General features: G+C 43.5%; 14 protein-coding genes. 13 read left to right on the top strand and 1 reads right to left on the bottom strand.

The genetic code is table 11. The features are described from left to right. The first annotated feature begins 140 nt into the window (after nt 1–140). From BY457_RS03270 to BY457_RS03225, 10 genes are all read left to right on the top strand, one after another. A complete protein-coding gene (locus BY457_RS03270) occupies nt 141–1,010 on the top strand; it encodes a cell division protein FtsX (RefSeq protein ID WP_106151890.1) in 870 nt (289 codons plus the stop codon). A 71-nt stretch (nt 1,011–1,081) separates the two neighbouring features. Continuing rightward, nucleotides 1,082–1,351, top strand: coding sequence for a DUF3098 domain-containing protein (locus BY457_RS03265; protein ID WP_106151889.1), 270 nt, complete (start codon nt 1,082–1,084; stop codon nt 1,349–1,351). Nucleotides 1,352–1,457: 106 nt separating this feature from the next. Then, nucleotides 1,458–2,261, top strand: coding sequence for an undecaprenyl-diphosphate phosphatase (locus BY457_RS03260; protein WP_106151888.1), 804 nt, complete (start codon nt 1,458–1,460; stop codon nt 2,259–2,261). Between the two features lie 33 nt (nt 2,262–2,294). Then, entirely contained in the window at nt 2,295–3,071 is a 777-nt protein-coding gene (truB, locus tag BY457_RS03255; protein WP_106151887.1) for a tRNA pseudouridine(55) synthase TruB, read from the top strand. Between the two features lie 120 nt (nt 3,072–3,191). Continuing rightward, nucleotides 3,192–4,241, top strand: coding sequence for a tRNA preQ1(34) S-adenosylmethionine ribosyltransferase-isomerase QueA (gene queA / locus BY457_RS03250; RefSeq protein WP_106151886.1), 1,050 nt, complete (start codon nt 3,192–3,194; stop codon nt 4,239–4,241). 115 nt (nt 4,242–4,356) lie between these two features. After that, nucleotides 4,357–5,217: a universal stress protein gene (locus tag BY457_RS03245; RefSeq protein ID WP_106151885.1), complete on the top strand. Its 861-nt coding sequence runs from the start codon at nt 4,357–4,359 to the stop codon at nt 5,215–5,217. Nucleotides 5,218–5,285: 68 nt separating this feature from the next. Then, the gene (locus tag BY457_RS03240) at nt 5,286–6,317 is read left to right on the top strand and encodes an ATP-dependent 6-phosphofructokinase (protein ID WP_258176549.1); all 1,032 of its coding nucleotides are present in this window, start codon (nt 5,286–5,288) and stop codon (nt 6,315–6,317) included. Between the two features lie 42 nt (nt 6,318–6,359). Further along, the gene (locus BY457_RS03235) at nt 6,360–7,064 is read left to right on the top strand and encodes a phosphoadenylyl-sulfate reductase (protein WP_106151884.1); all 705 of its coding nucleotides are present in this window, start codon (nt 6,360–6,362) and stop codon (nt 7,062–7,064) included. 71 nt (nt 7,065–7,135) lie between these two features. Beyond that, complete coding sequence (locus BY457_RS03230; RefSeq protein WP_181256327.1) at nt 7,136–8,038, top strand: glycosyltransferase family 2 protein; 903 nt, start codon at nt 7,136–7,138, stop codon at nt 8,036–8,038. A 267-nt stretch (nt 8,039–8,305) separates the two neighbouring features. Next, nucleotides 8,306–8,587, top strand: a complete 282-nt coding sequence (locus BY457_RS03225; RefSeq protein WP_106151882.1) for an acylphosphatase — start codon at nt 8,306–8,308, stop codon at nt 8,585–8,587. Nucleotides 8,588–8,692: 105 nt separating this feature from the next. On the opposite strand, the gene BY457_RS03220 is transcribed toward BY457_RS03225, so the two are convergent. Continuing rightward, a complete protein-coding gene (locus tag BY457_RS03220) occupies nt 8,693–8,998 on the bottom strand; it encodes a YciI family protein (protein WP_106151881.1) in 306 nt (101 codons plus the stop codon). Nucleotides 8,999–9,127: 129 nt separating this feature from the next. Here BY457_RS03220 and BY457_RS03215 point away from each other — a divergent pair, with 129 nt between their 5' ends. From BY457_RS03215 to BY457_RS03205, 3 genes are all read left to right on the top strand, one after another. Then, nucleotides 9,128–11,632: a hypothetical protein gene (locus BY457_RS03215; RefSeq protein ID WP_106151880.1), complete on the top strand. Its 2,505-nt coding sequence runs from the start codon at nt 9,128–9,130 to the stop codon at nt 11,630–11,632. Between the two features lie 82 nt (nt 11,633–11,714). Next, nucleotides 11,715–13,424 (top strand): S41 family peptidase, encoded by a 1,710-nt coding sequence (locus BY457_RS03210; protein WP_106151879.1) that lies wholly within the window; start codon nt 11,715–11,717, stop codon nt 13,422–13,424. Nucleotides 13,425–13,739: 315 nt separating this feature from the next. Further along, the gene (locus BY457_RS03205; RefSeq protein ID WP_106151878.1) at nt 13,740–16,220 is read left to right on the top strand and encodes an OmpA family protein; all 2,481 of its coding nucleotides are present in this window, start codon (nt 13,740–13,742) and stop codon (nt 16,218–16,220) included. Nucleotides 16,221–16,229: the final 9 nt, after the last annotated feature.

Raw genomic sequence — 16,229 nt, 5'->3', positions numbered from 1 at the left:
GTCAACCTCCAGTTTGCGCGGATTTTTGAATCCTTATTATCAAACGATAAATCCGGATTAAAAATTTGTTCGCTTTGAGTTTGACAAAATATTTATTTTTCGGAACGGCTCCAGCGTATCAGGAAAAATGTGCAACATTCATGAGCAATACTGCAGCAAAAAGAAAACTCAGAAGTTCCTACGTAACCACCGTGATTAGTATTTCACTGGTGTTGTTTTTGTTGGGAATTATCGGTCTTTTGTTTCTCAACGCACATCGGTTATCCAACTATGTAAAAGAGAATCTGGGTTTTACTGTGCTGGTGGATGACAATTCCCGTGAGGCAGAAGTTCAGCGACTTCAAAAAATCCTTAATGCCTCGCCCTATGTTCGGGAAGCCGCTTATGTAAGCAAGGATGAGGCTGCTGCCATTATGCAGGAGGAGCTGGGAGAGGATTTTGTGGATTTTCTCGGATACAATCCATTGCTTTCAAGCATTGAAGTTAAAGTGTATGCAGAGTATGCCAATCCTGACAGCATGGCGGTTATAGAAAACCAGGTGCTTAACTTTCCCCAGGTTCAGGAGGTATATTATCAAAAAAATCTGCTTCATGCGGTGAATGATAACATCGAGAAGATTACCATTGTTCTTGCGGGTTTTTCCATCCTTTTGTTGGTTATCGCCATTGCGTTGATCAATAACACCATTCGGTTGTCTGTCTATTCACGCCGATTTTTAATAAAGACCATGCAATTGGTAGGGGCAACCCGGGGATTTATTCGAAAACCTTTTTTGGCTACCGGCATCCTCAATGGTTTGGCCGGGGCAACCATTGCCATTCTTTTACTTTCAACACTTATTTACGGGATGAACAAAGAGTTGCAGGGTATGATCGGTTTCGATAACCTCTTTTTAATCGGGGTTCTGTTTGGACTGGTAATTCTTTTGGGAATGTTGATAACGCTTATCTCTACATTCTTTGCAGTGAACAAATACCTTCGCCTGAAAGCGGATGATTTGTATTTTTAAGCAGTAGATCTGACCGGGTGCTATTCCCGGAGATGAAACAATGAAGCAACAGTGCATAAAAAATAAAAGCTATGTCGAAAAAGGAGACAGAAAAGAAATTTGAAATGGCCCTTGAGAAACAGAATTATCTGTTACTGGCCATCGCATTTGTGATTGTGATCGTTGGTTTTTTGTTGATGATGGGCGGAGGTAGTGAGAATCCGGAAGTTTTTAATGAAGAGGTGTATAGTTTTCGAAGAATAACGCTTGCGCCGCTGGTTGTGTTATTTGGATTTTTATTTGCCATTTATGCCATCATGAAAAAGCCTGTGGACACCAAAGAGATGGAAAAAAAGAATTAGGGTTTTCACATATTTACCGGCTAATTGGATAAGTTAATGTCTGTCGTATTTATTGGCAGGCATTTTTGGTGTAACGGCCGGCTGATTATTGTAATTTAGGTATAAAATGGATTGGTTAGAAGCGTTAATCCTGGGCATTGTTCAGGGTCTTACAGAGTTCCTGCCCGTAAGCAGCAGCGGACATCTTGAAATAGGTAAACATCTTCTGGGGATTGAGACTCCGGATAGTCTTCGATTTACGGTGGTGGTTCACGGAGCTACAGTGCTGAGTACGCTGGTGGTTTTTCGCAAAGACATTGTTCAGTTATTTGCCGGACTTTTTAAGTTTCAATGGAATGAGGAGACCCGGTATATCGCAAAGATTGCCTTTTCAATGATTCCCATTGCTATTGTGGGGCTGTTTTTTAAAGATTATGTGGAAGAGATTTTCAATACCGGAAGCATGCTGCTGTTGGTAGGTCTGATGTTACTTATTACTGCTTCTTTTCTGGCATTTTCGTATTACAAAAAATCTGGCGATAGGGATATTACTTTCCGGGATGCCTTACTTATCGGGATTGCTCAGACATTTGCTGTGCTTCCTGGGATATCAAGGTCGGGAGCTACCATTGCTACCGGATTAATCATAGGAAACAAGCGGACAGAAGTTGCGCGGTTTTCATTTTTAATGGTTTTGGTACCAATCATTGGTGAGAATACCTTAGATTTGTTGAAGACTGATGTTCCGCAGGTGGCTACAAGCAATGAAATCGGGGCTCTGGTGATGCTGACCGGCTTTGTGGCTGCCTTTATCAGCGGATTGCTCGCTTGTCAGTGGATGATTGAGATTGTGAAGCGTGGAAAACTGATCTATTTTGCACTTTATTGCGCAATAGTAGGGGCTCTTGCCATAGGTGGTTTTGTGTGGTAACTTGCACTTTATCGATGTTTATTTTAAGGAATAATGGAGTTGAATGAATTTTGTACCGATCTCTCTGTTTTAGATCATCCGGCTTGCTTTTCAGAGGGGTTGATTTTGTTGGTGGATAAACCGTTGGAATGGACATCGTTTGATGTGGTGAAAAAAATAAGATCGCGCCTTCAGCATGGCTTAAAGCTTAAGAAGCTGAAAGTAGGACATGCCGGCACCTTGGATCCGCTTGCTTCAGGTTTGGTGATTGTCTGTACCGGAAGAGCAACCAAGCAGATAGACCGGCTGATGGGACATGATAAAACCTATGTGGCCAAAATCAAATTCGGAGCTACCACTCCTTCGTTTGATATGGAAACTCCGGTTGATCAGGAGTTCCCGGTTGAACATCTGACCGGTGATGCGGTTGCAAATGCGTTAGATCGTTTTTTGGGAGAGCAGGATCAGGTGCCACCGCAATTTTCTGCTGTCAAAGTGGACGGGAAACGAGCGTATCAGATGGCCAGAAAAGGAGAGGAGTTTGAAATAAAATCACGGAAGGTCGTGTTTCATCAGTTAAAACTATTGGGTTTTGACAACAATGAGGCTCTGGTGCAGATTCGTTGCAGTAAAGGAACCTATATCCGTTCGTTTGCAAGGGATTTAGGGCTGGAACTGAAATCTGGTGCTTACCTGACCGGACTTAGAAGAACTGAGATTGGGATTGCCCGGGTTGAAAATGCCTGGTCTGTCCAGTCTTTCGATGAAGCGTTTGACAAGCTGAAAGAAAAGTGGAACAACCAGGGGTTGATTGGTGTTAATGTGAGGTAGGATTGTTGAAAAATTTTCAACAAGTTATTTGAAACAAACCGTCAATTCTTGCGTATAAGATAGGCTTATTTTTGCGTTAAAAAACAGAGTAATTAATCATACAAAATCACAAAGGGAATTATGAAGTTGTCAAAATTCAAATACAAATTGCCCGAAGAACTAATCGCATTGCATCCCGCGCCCAATCGTGATGAGTCGCGTTTGATGGTAGTGCATAAAGATACCGGGAAAATTGAACACAAAGTGTTTAAAGACATCATTGATTACTTTGATGAGAAAGATGTCATGGTATTCAACAATACCAAAGTTTTTCCTGCGCGATTGTATGGTAATAAAGAGAAAACCGGTGCTGAAATTGAAGTGTTTTTGCTTCGGGAACTGAACAAGGAGCAACGTTTGTGGGATGTGTTGGTAGATCCGGCACGTAAAATCCGTATCGGAAACAAACTTTATTTTGGCGATAATGATTCCCTGGTAGCCGAGGTGATTGACAATACTACTTCCCGTGGACGTACGCTTCGTTTCCTTTTTGACGGATCGCACGAGGAGTTTAAGGAAACTTTATACAGTCTGGGCGAAACTCCGCTGCCCAAATTCATCAACAGAAAAGTTGAACCGGAGGATCAGGAGCGTTACCAGACTATTTTTGCCAAGCACGAGGGGGCAGTGGCTGCACCCACCGCAGGAATGCACTTTAGCCGTGAATTGCTGAAGCGTTTCGAAATTAAAGGAGTTGATTTTTCTTACGTTACACTTCATGTGGGGCTGGGAAGTTTTCGATCGGTTGATGTGGAGGATCTGACCAAACACAAAATGGATTCAGAGCAAATCATTATTCCCGAAAATTCGGCCGAAATGATTAATAAGGCACAGGATGAGCGTCGTCGGATATGTGCGGTAGGCACTACAGTGATGAGAACCATCGAAAGTTCTGTCTCCACCAACGGGCATGTGAATCAGTTTGAGGGATGGACCAATAAGTTTATTTTCCCGCCTTACGAATTCAGCGTGGCCGATTCCATGGTTTCCAACTTCCATCTGCCATATTCCACTTTGCTGATGATGGTGGCTGCTTTCGGAGGATACGATCTGATAATGAAGGCCTACAAAACAGCAGTTAAGGAGAAATATCGTTTTGGCACCTACGGAGATGCCATGCTGATCATATAATCTGCGATAAAAAAACGTTTGACCCGTATCCCGGAATGGTGGATGCGGGTTTTTTTTATCCATTTTTTTCGTAACTTTTGAACCTGAACCAAGCTTTTGCTATAACAGAACTGCTATGATAAAAATCCTTGTTCCGGTAACCTTTACCGATCATTCCATAAATGCATTGACCTATGCGCTGACGCTGGCCGGTAAGTTCCCATCCACCGTTACGCTGTTGCATAGTTTTTCGGAATATGAAGACATAGAGGAGGGGATGAATGCCATGCCTCCCAACAGTGAAGAAGATATTCAAAAAAGAGAACAGGATGCCCGCGACCGCCTTGCGGACCTTTGTCAAAGTGCCATTAATAAGATGACCTCTCTTCAGGATAAGAACATTGAGTTGGAAAACCGGTTTGAGTTCGGATATGCCGAAGAAGTTATTTTAAAGGTCAGCAAAGATATGGATCCGGATGTCATAATTATGGGGACCAAAAGCAAGGGGGAAACCATTAAAGAGCTTCTGGGAAGCGTTACAAGCGATGTGATGAGAAGAGCTTCTGTACCTGTACTGGCTGTTCCTGCTACCTCCACCGTTGATTTGGAAAAATTGAGCAGGGTGTTGTTTATTACCGACTTCGGGGATGCTGATTATATTTCAGTACATAAACTGATTCGGCTCATCACTCCTTTTCAGACCCGGATAAATGCCGTTCGGTTTCAGGCACATCAGCCGGATAATACTGAAATAAGAAGAATGGAGAAATTTCGGGATTATTGCGATGCAACATACAGGAACCATAAGATTAAAAGCAATTTTGAACAAAGTGAGCAGTTTATGGATTCATTGGAAAAGTATGTAACGGAAAATAATATTGATCTAATTGCAATGACGCGTCGAAAGCGAAATATGATTGCTCGTTTGTTTACTCCGGAAATTACCCGGCGTATTCTGTTTTATACCGACGTACCATTGTTGGTATTTCATGCCTGACCCAAAAAACAATCAAAAAGTTCAGCCGGATTTTCAATCGGCAATAACCGTTTAAAAACGAAATGGTCATGGGGAATAAAAAAATGAAAATCGGAATCCTTTCCGCAGGAGGCGATTGTCCGGGAATTAATGCAACCATAAGAGGCATTGGTAAAACTGCTATTGTTGAGTACGGAATGGAGGTCGTTGGCATTGCCAACGGATTTACCGGTCTGCTTGAGAAAGATGTGATTCCTCTTAATGAGCAGCTGCTTTCAGGTATTTTAACTTTGGGTGGAACTATTCTGGGAACTTCAAGGATGAAACCTTTTAAGCAACAAGAAGGTGATATTGTGTCTGATAAGCCTCAGCTGATAAAGCAAAACTATAAGGAACTCGGGCTGGATGCCCTGGTTTGTATCGGAGGAAACGGAACCCAGGAAACAGCCAACCTTTTGTACAAGGAAGGGCTGAATATTGTGGGAATTCCAAAAACGATTGACAATGATGTATGGGGTACAGATGTCACATTTGGGTTTGATACCGCATTGACCATTGCAACCGAGGCCATTGACCGTCTGCACACAACGGCCAACTCTCATAAAAGAGTGATGGTCATTGAGGTTATGGGCCATCATGCCGGTTGGATTGCATTGCATTCAGGTATTGCCGGGGGAGGAGATGTGATTTTGCTTCCCGAACTGGATTACGACATGGATGTGGTGGCAAATTGTCTGATAGAACGTAACCAAAAGAAAAAACCTTATTCTATTGTTGTCGTGGCAGAGGGAATTAAATCTGGTAAAAAGAAAAATGCAGGGGCCTATATCTCAAAAAAAATACGGAAAATGACCGGCTTGGAGACCAGAGAGACCGTTCTTGGCTATATTCAGCGGGGCGGAAGTCCAACCCCGGCCGATCGTATTCTGGCCACCCGTTATGGAACTTATGCTGCTCAGATGATTCATCAGGAAAACTATGGGGTAATGGTGGCCGCAAGAGGAAATGACATTGTTAGTGTGCCCCTCGATGAGGTAGGCGGGCGGTTAAGACTGGTGGAACCGGATAGCGGACTGGTGCAAAAAGCCCGTTATATGGGGGTTTGTTTCGGAGGAAAGTAATTTTTCCGGAGGGAATCCTTAAATTTGCAAAAAAACAATTCAATGGATCAAAAGCAAATAGCAGAATTAAACGAAAAATTTACCAGTAAAGACCCCACGGAGCTTCTTACGTGGATTCTGAATGAATATGGTAACAAGGTTGCTCTTTCATCAAGTATGGGAGCCGAAGATCAGGTGTTGACGGATATGGTGCTTAAGATTAAGCCTGATGCCCGGATCTTCACTCTTGATACCGGACGCCTGTTCCCGGAAACATATGACTTGATTGACCGAACCAATAAGAAGTACAATACCAGAATAGAGGTAATGTTTCCCGATTATAAGCAAGTGGAAGAGATGGTCAACAGCAAGGGGATTAACCTGTTTTATGACAGTGTTGAAAACAGAAAGCTGTGTTGTGGAATTCGTAAGATTGAACCGCTGAAAAGAATGTTTAGTACGCTGGATGCCTGGATTTGCGGATTGCGTGCCGGTCAGGCCATTACCCGCCAGAACATTCATGTGGTGGAGTGGGACGATAACAACGGACTGTTAAAATTTAATCCACTGGCAGCATGGTCGGAGAGTGATGTTTGGTACTATATTAAAGAGCATAAGGTTCCTTACAATCCGCTTCACGACAAGGGGTATCCCAGTATTGGCTGTCTGCCTTGTACCCGCGCTATTGAGTCCTGGGAAGATGTTCGTGCCGGCCGCTGGTGGTGGGAAAATCCCGAAAGTAAGGAGTGCGGATTACACAAGAGATAATGCCCGATTTTCAGGTGGTTGCATTCTTACTTTCTGAAAAACGGGGCATTAAAATTTTTAAATCTGTTTTCTTGATATCTGTTTGCATACCGGTATTCAACTATGATGTGCGCCAGTTGGTGAGTAAGCTTGTCCGACAGGCAGCTGAGGTAAACTTTCCGTGCGAAATTGTTTTGATTGACGATGGATCGGATGAGGAGTTCAGAAAAATCAACCGTTCCATTTGTAATCAGCGGGTTTATGTGGAGTTGCCTGAAAATGTGGGCAGAGCAAGTGTCAGGAATCTCTTTTTGGAATATGCCCGGTTTCCCTGGATGTTATTTTTGGATTGTGATTCCCTGATTATCAGAGATGACTTTCTGATGAATTATGCTGAATCGGTGTATTCTGACGACGTGAAAGTAGTTTGTGGAGGCAGGGTTTACGATAAAGAGAGGCCGGCAAGGGATTATTTACTGCGGTGGAAATACGGTGTTTACCGGGAGAGCCGAACCTTTGAAGAACGTCAAAAGGAATCGAACCGGTCGTTTATGTCCAATAATTTTCTGATTCGTCGGGATGTGCTGGCTAAATTTCCTTTTGATGGGCGGATTACGCAATACGGACATGAAGATACCCTGCTGGGATTTGTTCTGAAAGAGAACGGGATACAAATCAACCATATAGATAACCCTGTATTGAACGGGGAACTTGAAATTAACAGCGAATATCTTCGTAAGAGTGTCTTAAGCATTAAGAATTTGAGTGTTATATTGGGCTATGTCGATTATCATCCCGGTTTTACCGGAGACATTGGTTTGTTGCAATTCTATAAAAGAATCAAATACTGGAGGTTTGTATTTTCAGGGCTCTTTTTCCTTTTTAAACCAATAATTGAATTTTTATTGACCAGAGGGATAGTGGCCTTGTGGATGTTTGATTTCTACAAGCTTGGATTGTTTTTAAGAAGTGATTTTCAGGAAGAGAGATTGTAAGCCCCGGAAAGGGTAATCTTTTTATTGAGGATGCCTGTATTAATAGGAAATTGAACATTCAAGAGATGGTTTGATTTTTAGAAGTTAGAAAAATCGTGTAACATTGAAATTCTGAATTTATCAAAACATTCCTTGAATCTTAAGAGTTTAATTTCCAGTGATTTGAAAAAAAGTTTGACGGACTATTCATCGCAAAACAGAATTTGTAAAAGAGGTTCGAGGAAGTTAATAACCCAGGCTCGGTCAATGTCTTAAATGTTAGTACCCATGAAGAGAGTAAGGTTGATAATCGGAGGAAGAGTTCAGGGAGTGGGATTTCGTTATTTTGTGCAGGAAAATGCCCACCGGTATCAAATCAACGGATATGTAAAAAACATGCCCGGTGGTAATGTGGAGGTAGATGCTGAAGGGACATCAGAAATGCTGGATAAGTTTTTGGAAAAGTGTAGAATGGGTCCTCCTCAAGCGGTGGTCAGTACGTTTCAGATATTTGATGTTCCGGTTTACGGATATACCAGGTTTCGCATACGGCATTGTGAGGATTTTTAACCCCAATAATTTATGTGTTTTCGACATGAGATGCTCAAGTATCAGGAAGTGAAATTCGAAAAATCTTCTTCTAATTTATGCTGAATTGAGCCAGGTGTGGCCTGTTCAGGGGTTCTCCTCGCGTTCCTCTATAAAGTTTGTTATTTCCCGGCATTTTATTTCGGGGTCAAATTCGATGATTTCGTACTGGCCGATTCTGTTTTTATAGAATGGATCTTCCTGTAGGATTTCATAAAGAGTTTCCATATCCGGAAGGCAGGAAAGAATTACTTCGCCTGTGTTGGGAGTTCGGTTTCCTGAAATGATGAAATTACCCGCTTCCACCTGCTCTTTTAGAAACGAGAGGTGTGCTTTTTTGTGGTAATTGACTTGTTCGTCGGAACGTCTGAACTGGATTAATACAATATACATGGGAATCAGGGTTAGTAAAACTGGTTCTCTTTACGTTAAATTGAAATTAAAGTTTCACTCGGCACAAAAAGGTCGCTTCGCAAACTTTATGTATCTTTCTGGTCTTAAAATCGCAAAAGAGTTTTTACAATGGATCGTCACAACCTGAAGTCAGTACTTTATTTTATTGGTGTAATGGCCCTTTTTGCAGGGCTCAGTTTTTTATATTTCAACCCGGTTTTTAAGGGGCAGGAGCTGCCTCAGATGGATAATACCCATGCCATAGGAGCCGCTCAGGAGCTGAATGAATTTGAAGCCGAAACAGGTGATCATTCATATTGGGCCAATTCTATGTTTGGAGGGATGCCGGCTTACCAGATTAAAGGCGATTCATCATCCAATCTTTTCTACAATTTAAACAAGGTGCTTCGATTTGGACTCCCTTTCCATACTGTGGCTATCCTGTTCCTTTATCTGTTTGGATTCTATGTTTTGTTACGAAGCATGAAAATGGGACGGTGGCTTTCTTTGGTCGGAGCACTGGCCTTTGCATTCGGGTCTTACAATATCATCATCATTATTGCCGGACATATTACCAAGGCTTATGCCATTGCTCTGTCAGCCCCTGTTATTGCCGGTATTCTCTATACGTTGAACCGAAAACCGTTGGTTGGTGCCTTTTTTACTACCGTTGCACTGGGGGTTCAGGTGGCTTACAATCATATTCAGATTACTTATTATCTGTTTCTGATTGTATTGGTGCTGATGGTTGCACGGTTTGTTAAAGCTTTGCTCGACGGAACCATCCGTGATTTTGGGAAACGTGCCGCATTATTGGTTTTGGCAGCTGTTCTTGCTGTTTTGCCTAATCTTACGCATCTGTTGCCAACTTATGAGTACGGTACTTTCAGTATAAGGGGCCCTTCGGAGCTGGAATCCACTTCGAAAGAAGGGGAGACTGATTCCGGCCTTGACCGGGATTATGCTTTTTCCTGGAGTTACGGAAAGGCGGAAACGCTGACCCTGATGATTCCAAACCTGATGGGTGGTGCATCAGAGCCTCTTTCCCAGAGTCCCCGGGCAATGAAAGATGTGGATCCCCGGCTGAGGGAAATTGTTGGCGGACAATCGCAATATTGGGGAAGTAAACCCTTCACGTCAGGCCCTGTTTATGTGGGTGCCCTCATATTCTTCTTGTTCGTTTTGGCTTTGTTTTTTTACAAAGGACCTGAGAAATGGTGGCTGGTGGGTGCAACGGTTCTTTCCGTATTACTTGCCTGGGGAAAGAATCTGGAGTGGTTCAATTATTTTATGTTTGATGTATTTCCGCTGTACAATAAGTTCCGGACTGTTGAAATGGCGTTGATTATTGCGACCATTACCATCCCACTGCTTGCCATGCTGGGACTGAAAAAGGTGGTGGATAATCCTGCCCTGATTCGGGATCAAAGCGGCAAATTTCTGGCTGCATTCGGGCTGACCGGGGGAATCGCTCTTCTGATCTATTTGTTCCCGAATCTGTTCTTTGATTTTATGAGCCGGGAGGAGTTGAATGCACTGATGCGTCAGAAACAACAGATGCCGGACCAGGCCGGGGTCATTGATCAGGTGATTCTGAATATGCAGCAGGCTCGTGCCGGACTGTTGCAGGCAGACGCCATCCGTTCTTTCTTTTTTATCCTTCTGGGAAGCGCATCCTTATGGCTTTATGGAACCAACCGCCTGTCCAAAAAATACCTTTTGCCGGGACTGGCACTACTGGTTGTTATAGATATGTGGGCAGTGGATAAACGTTATCTCAGTAATGATGACTTTGTTTCCCCCCGTCAGATTTCCGGACAGTTTGAGAAGTCCAAAGCAGATAAAATGATATTGGAGGATGAGGATCCATATTATCGCGTATTCAGTATCTACAGAAATCCTTTTAACGAGGTAAATACCTCTTATTTCCATAACTCCATCGGGGGTTATCACGGTGCCAAGCTGCGGGTATATCAGGATGTTATTGACTTTTACCTGCAAAACAACTGGCAGACGCTGATGATGCATTTCAGGAACGGCGGCTCTCCGGAAAATGCCAAACAAATGCTGGAGCAAATGCCTGTTCTCAATATGTTGAATACCAAATACATCATTTATCATCCCGGGCAGGCCCCGCTAGAGAATCCTTTTGTCTATGGGAATGCCTGGTTTGTAAGCAATATTGAAACAGTGGCCTCGGCAGAGGAGGAACTTGCATCCCTGAAAAATGTGGATCTTACCAAAACGGCCATCATCCGTCAGGACCGGGTTGCCGATTGGGGCTCGTATCAAAACTTAGAGGCTGGAAGCACCATAGAACTAACGTCATACGCCCCTGATCATTTGATTTTCGGGGCCCGGGTAAACGGTGAAAAGCTGGCTGTTTTCAGCGACATCTATTATCCTGCCGGGTGGAAAGCTTTTGTGGATGGCAATGAGGTAGAGATCAAAAGGGTGAATTATCTTTTGAGAGCTTTGATGATCCCGGACGGAGAACATACCATTGAGTTTCGTTTCGAGCCGGCATCGGTAAATACAGCTAAAAGGCTGGCTGTTATTGGCGGTATTTTGGTTGTCCTGTTTGCATTGGCACTTTTATGGAGGTATCGGGCAGACATCATTAATAAAGATTAAGCCGTGAAACGAAGAAGTTGGTAAAATGGCATGGTTTCTGAGAAATAGTAAAATTAAATATACAGATTAAAGAGATCAGATAATGAAGAAAATTAGCGGAAGAAAATGGATTGGATGGACCGGAGCGGTGGCCATTGGCCTGATTATTTCACTGGGCTTTGTCACTGCCGGAAATGAGGAGCGGAACTTTTCCATCGTTAAAAACCTCGATATTTTTTATTCCCTCTTTAGGGAGCTGAATACCTATTATGTGGAGGAAACCAATCCGGAGGAACTTGTTGAAACAGGAATTGGTGCCATGCTGGAATCACTGGATCCCTATACGACCTACATTCCGGAATCGGAGATGGATGATTTTAATTTTATGACCACCGGGGAATATGCCGGAGTCGGAGCTTTGATTACCGGACGTGAGGATTATGTTTACATCTCCGAACCTTACAAAGGTTTTCCTGCTGATAAAGCAGGCCTGAAAGCCGGAGATAAGATTTTGTCTATTGACGGGGTGGACATGAAAGGGAAAAGAACCGAAGATGTCAGCAATAAGCTTAAGGGACCGGCCAATACCGACGTGACTGTTACCGTAGAGCGTTACGGGCAGGATGATCCTTTGGAGATCAATATTGTTAGAAAAGCAATTCAGATTGATCCCGTTTCTTATTACGGAATGGTGGATGATAAAACCGGCATCATAATTCTGGATAATTTTACGCAGGATTGCTCCCGCAACGTGGAGAAAGCACTAAAAGATCTGAAAGAAGAGCATGGTGCCGAGAAAATTATCCTTGACCTACGAGGAAACCCTGGCGGACTCCTGGATGAAGCAGTGAAACTGGCAAACCTTTTTCTCCCCAGAGGATCTGAAGTGGTGAGTACCAAAGGGAAAATTGAACAGTGGGACAAAATCTACCGTACTTCAAAGGCCGCCGTGGACACGGTTATTCCGTTGGTGGTGATGATCAACCGGGGCTCTGCATCCGCTTCCGAAATTGTTGCGGGGGCCATTCAGGATCACGACAGAGGAGTGATTGTGGGAAATCGGTCCTTCGGAAAAGGATTGGTTCAAACGACCCGCAGTCTGCCATATAATGCAAAGCTTAAGGTTACCACAGCTAAATATTACATTCCCAGTGGACGATGCATTCAGGCATTGGATTATAGTCATCGGAATGAGGATGGTAGTGTTGGGTATGTTCCCGACTCACTGATAACTGAATTTACCACGCAAAACGGACGTACCGTCTATGATGGAGGAGGCATTTCTCCTGATGTAGTGGTGCCTTATGACAAATACAGCAACATGACTTTTGCATTGGTGGCTCAGCAAACCATTTTTGATTATGTGAACCGTTTTGTTGCCGAGAACAGTTCTGTTCCTGCCCCTGAAGAGTTTTCTGTAACCGACGGGATTTATGGTGATTTTACCGATTATGTTACTGCTCTGGACAGTTTCAAATATACCTCAGAAAGTCGGGAACGCTTCAAAACGTTGAAAGAAGCAGCGGAAAAAGAAGGGTATTACGAAGCAAATGCCGATGCTTTTGAGACACTCGAAAAGAAACTTGATGTCAGTGTTTCTGAGGATCTTGAGAATTTCCGCGATGAGGTTGATGATCTTCTTGCCGATGAAATTCTTAAACGCTATTATTACCGCAAGGGAGCAGTGAAATACGCATTGCAGGACGATAAAGTGTTGGAAAAAGCTTTAGAGGTTATCGGAAGTGATTCTGAATACCAGGGAATTCTTAACGGCACTGTGCTGAGTCATGCCGGAGACAGAAGACAACGATGAAATGAGTTTCGATTATTCGGGACCAAAGGGCGCACCGGTATCGGTAGCGCCCTTTTTATATTCCGGCACCGACCTTTAGTCTATCGTAAGATCGCGCCGGTGGCAAAGAAATATCCGCCAACAGCCGGTTCTCTGTGATAAAAAGTCTCAGGGAAACAGAACAAATTGATGACTTTTCCGTAAAAATTGTGGGGAAAATAGACAGTTTTAATATTTTTCTTTCCATCTCTATGCGGAAAATCGTTTAAAAGATTGAATGGAGAAGGGAAGGCGAAATTGGTTTCTCCCCGGAAGAATTAACCAAACTTTTAAATTATGAGAATTCTTTTTTTACTGTTATTGTTTTTAAATGCTGCCTGGTACCCTCTGATGGGGCAGGAAAATCCTAAAACCGATGTAAATCAGATTTTAGGGGATGTTTCCGAAACGGATTTGGAATATTATCTTGATCGTCTCAGCCAGGGTGAACGGTATTATGGTTCCGGTTATTATGAGGGTAGTTTCAGGGCGTTTTATGAGTTATACAAACAGAATCCTGAAGTAGCTTCTCTGAATTACAAGTTGGGCGTGAGTGCTCTTTTAGGAGACAAACAGGAAGAGGCTGCCGGCTTTCTCCTTGAAAGTTTACCTTCGGTTGCAGAGGACTACTATTTGCTGCTGGGATATGCGCACCGTGCCAGAATGGAATATTCCCGTGCCCGGGAGGCTTTTGAGCAATACAACAATACACTTTCGTCGTGGGGTCAAAAACAGTTCAGGCCCCTTTTGAATCAGTTGTTGAGTGATTGTGAGTTCGGAGGTGCCAATGCCACCGATTCGGTTCCGGCTTTTGTTTTGAATCCGGGACCTGCAGTGAATAGCTATTATGATGAGTATGCTGCAGTTGAGGACAGCAAAAACGAAAGAATTTTCTTTGTCACCCGTCGTCCCGATTATCTGCCAGATGTTCCTGTGGGACGTGACGTTTTCGAGGAAAGAATTCTGGAGGCTTCCTATGTTGATGGCGTTGTTTCCGAGGGTGTTGAAAATGGTAAGCTGAACTCAAGGTTTAATTCCGGGGTTGCCGGTATCTCCCCTGATGGAGAAACGCTTTATGTATATCGTGGAAAGAAACGTGGAGGACAAATAGGGCTGTCGGATATTTCCGGAAAAAGGGCTCGTAAGCCAAAGCCCATCAGTGAAAGGGTTGATCATAAGGTTTTTAAAGAAACCTCTTTTACGGAAACAGAAGATGGTGTGGTTTTCTTTGTTTCCGACAGGAGAGACGGGATTGGAGGAAAGGATATCTGGACATGTCGGAGAAAAGGGTCGCGACGGTTTTCCAAACCCCGAAATATGGGGCCGGTTATCAATACCGCATTTAATGAAGAGGGCGTTTATGTGACACCGGATGGCAATATCCTTTATTTTTCATCTGAAGGACATCCCGGTTTTGGCGGTTTTGACAGCTACAGGGTGGAGCGAAACAGAGATGGTGAGTGGATGCATCCGGTAAATATGGGGCAGCCTTTTAACAGTCCGTTTGATGATCTTTTCTTTTTTCCGGCATCCGATTCCCTGGTTTCACTCATTGCTTCTTCCCGACCCGGAGGATACGGTGGCCTTGATTTGTATAAAATCCGTAAAGACATAAGAGTTCCTTTCTCTTTAGCAGGAACCATTTCCGATGCGGAATCGGGACAGGGACTTTATGCTCAGGTTGCACTCATTGATACACTTAAAAGAGAGCAGGTTCTTACCTCATGGACCGATTCACTTACCGGAGATTATTTAGTAGCGCTTGAAGATACCGGTAACTATGTGTTACAGGCAGGCGCAGAGGGGTACAAAATGGCGCTGGCTAATGTTCCTAAGGCTACCCGAAGAGATGCCGCATTTACTATTGATTTCCGGTTGGAAAAACTAAAGCATCCTTATGCACTTAGCGGGGTTATTACCGATGTGGACACCCAGCAACCGGTGCAGGCGGAAATTACTTTCCGTCCTTTGGATAAGGACTCTGTTACTCACCGGATTTTCTCTGACAAAGAAACAGGTGCTTTTCAGATTACTTTTGAAGATAAATTCGATCTTCGGATGATTGTTTCAGCGAAAGACTATCACCTCTACTCTTCTGAACTATTACTTAAAAAAACATTGGGTGATTCGGAGGAAAAAAACATTGAACTGGAGAAAAGTGTGATTGCTTATACCTTGTCGGGAAAAGTGATGGAAGAAAAGACCAACGATGCGGTTCCTGCTGAGCTGGCAGTATTTGAGCCCGGAGAGGAGAATGCATTCCTGGTGGCATTTGCCGATTCCACCACCGGAAAATACAGTTTAACGGTGTATGAGGATGGTCCCTATTTGGTGGAAGTTAATGCGGATGGATATTTCTTTAACAATTTCCCGCTTCAGTTCCATCCGGATACTACTCTGAAAATTAACAACATCGGGTTGAAACCGATGGCCCGGGGTGCCCGAATTGTGGCAGAAAACATTCTCTTCACCAGTGGCAAAGCAACGCTGAGAGCCGAATCTTATCCGGAATTGAACCGTCTGGCCAGGTTGCTTTCAGAGAATCCATCTGTTAAAATTGAGGTCTCCGGACACACAGACAATACAGGTTCTGCTTCACTGAACAAGCGGCTTTCCAAGTCGAGAGCGCTTTCGGTGAAACGTTATCTCGAAGGACAGGGTATTGCTCCCGAGCGCATCGATTATGAGGGTTATGGCTTTGACCAGCCTATTGCTCCCAATATTACTCCGGAAGGAAGGGCGCTTAACAGAAGAGTGGAGATTAAAGTAATTGAATAAAGTTGGTGA

Origin of the sequence: Marinilabilia salmonicolor, from assembly GCF_003003035.1 — a bacterium.
GTDB lineage: Bacteria > Bacteroidota > Bacteroidia > Bacteroidales > Marinilabiliaceae > Marinilabilia > Marinilabilia salmonicolor_A.
This window is presented reverse-complemented; position numbering and strand designations above follow the sequence as displayed.

Coding starts and splice junctions, on each gene's coding strand:
- BY457_RS03215 (WP_106151880.1), top strand. CDS start 9,128: ATGGATCGTCACAACCTGAAGTCAGTACTTTATTTTATTGGTGTAATG.
- truB (WP_106151887.1), top strand. CDS start 2,295: ATGGAGTTGAATGAATTTTGTACCGATCTCTCTGTTTTAGATCATCCG.
- BY457_RS03220 (WP_106151881.1), bottom strand. CDS start 8,998: ATGTATATTGTATTAATCCAGTTCAGACGTTCCGACGAACAAGTCAAT.
- BY457_RS03270 (WP_106151890.1), top strand. CDS start 141: ATGAGCAATACTGCAGCAAAAAGAAAACTCAGAAGTTCCTACGTAACC.
- BY457_RS03205 (WP_106151878.1), top strand. CDS start 13,740: ATGAGAATTCTTTTTTTACTGTTATTGTTTTTAAATGCTGCCTGGTAC.
- BY457_RS03240 (WP_258176549.1), top strand. CDS start 5,286: ATGGGGAATAAAAAAATGAAAATCGGAATCCTTTCCGCAGGAGGCGAT.
- BY457_RS03225 (WP_106151882.1), top strand. CDS start 8,306: ATGAAGAGAGTAAGGTTGATAATCGGAGGAAGAGTTCAGGGAGTGGGA.
- BY457_RS03210 (WP_106151879.1), top strand. CDS start 11,715: ATGAAGAAAATTAGCGGAAGAAAATGGATTGGATGGACCGGAGCGGTG.
- BY457_RS03245 (WP_106151885.1), top strand. CDS start 4,357: ATGATAAAAATCCTTGTTCCGGTAACCTTTACCGATCATTCCATAAAT.
- BY457_RS03265 (WP_106151889.1), top strand. CDS start 1,082: ATGTCGAAAAAGGAGACAGAAAAGAAATTTGAAATGGCCCTTGAGAAA.
- BY457_RS03260 (WP_106151888.1), top strand. CDS start 1,458: ATGGATTGGTTAGAAGCGTTAATCCTGGGCATTGTTCAGGGTCTTACA.
- queA (WP_106151886.1), top strand. CDS start 3,192: ATGAAGTTGTCAAAATTCAAATACAAATTGCCCGAAGAACTAATCGCA.
- BY457_RS03235 (WP_106151884.1), top strand. CDS start 6,360: ATGGATCAAAAGCAAATAGCAGAATTAAACGAAAAATTTACCAGTAAA.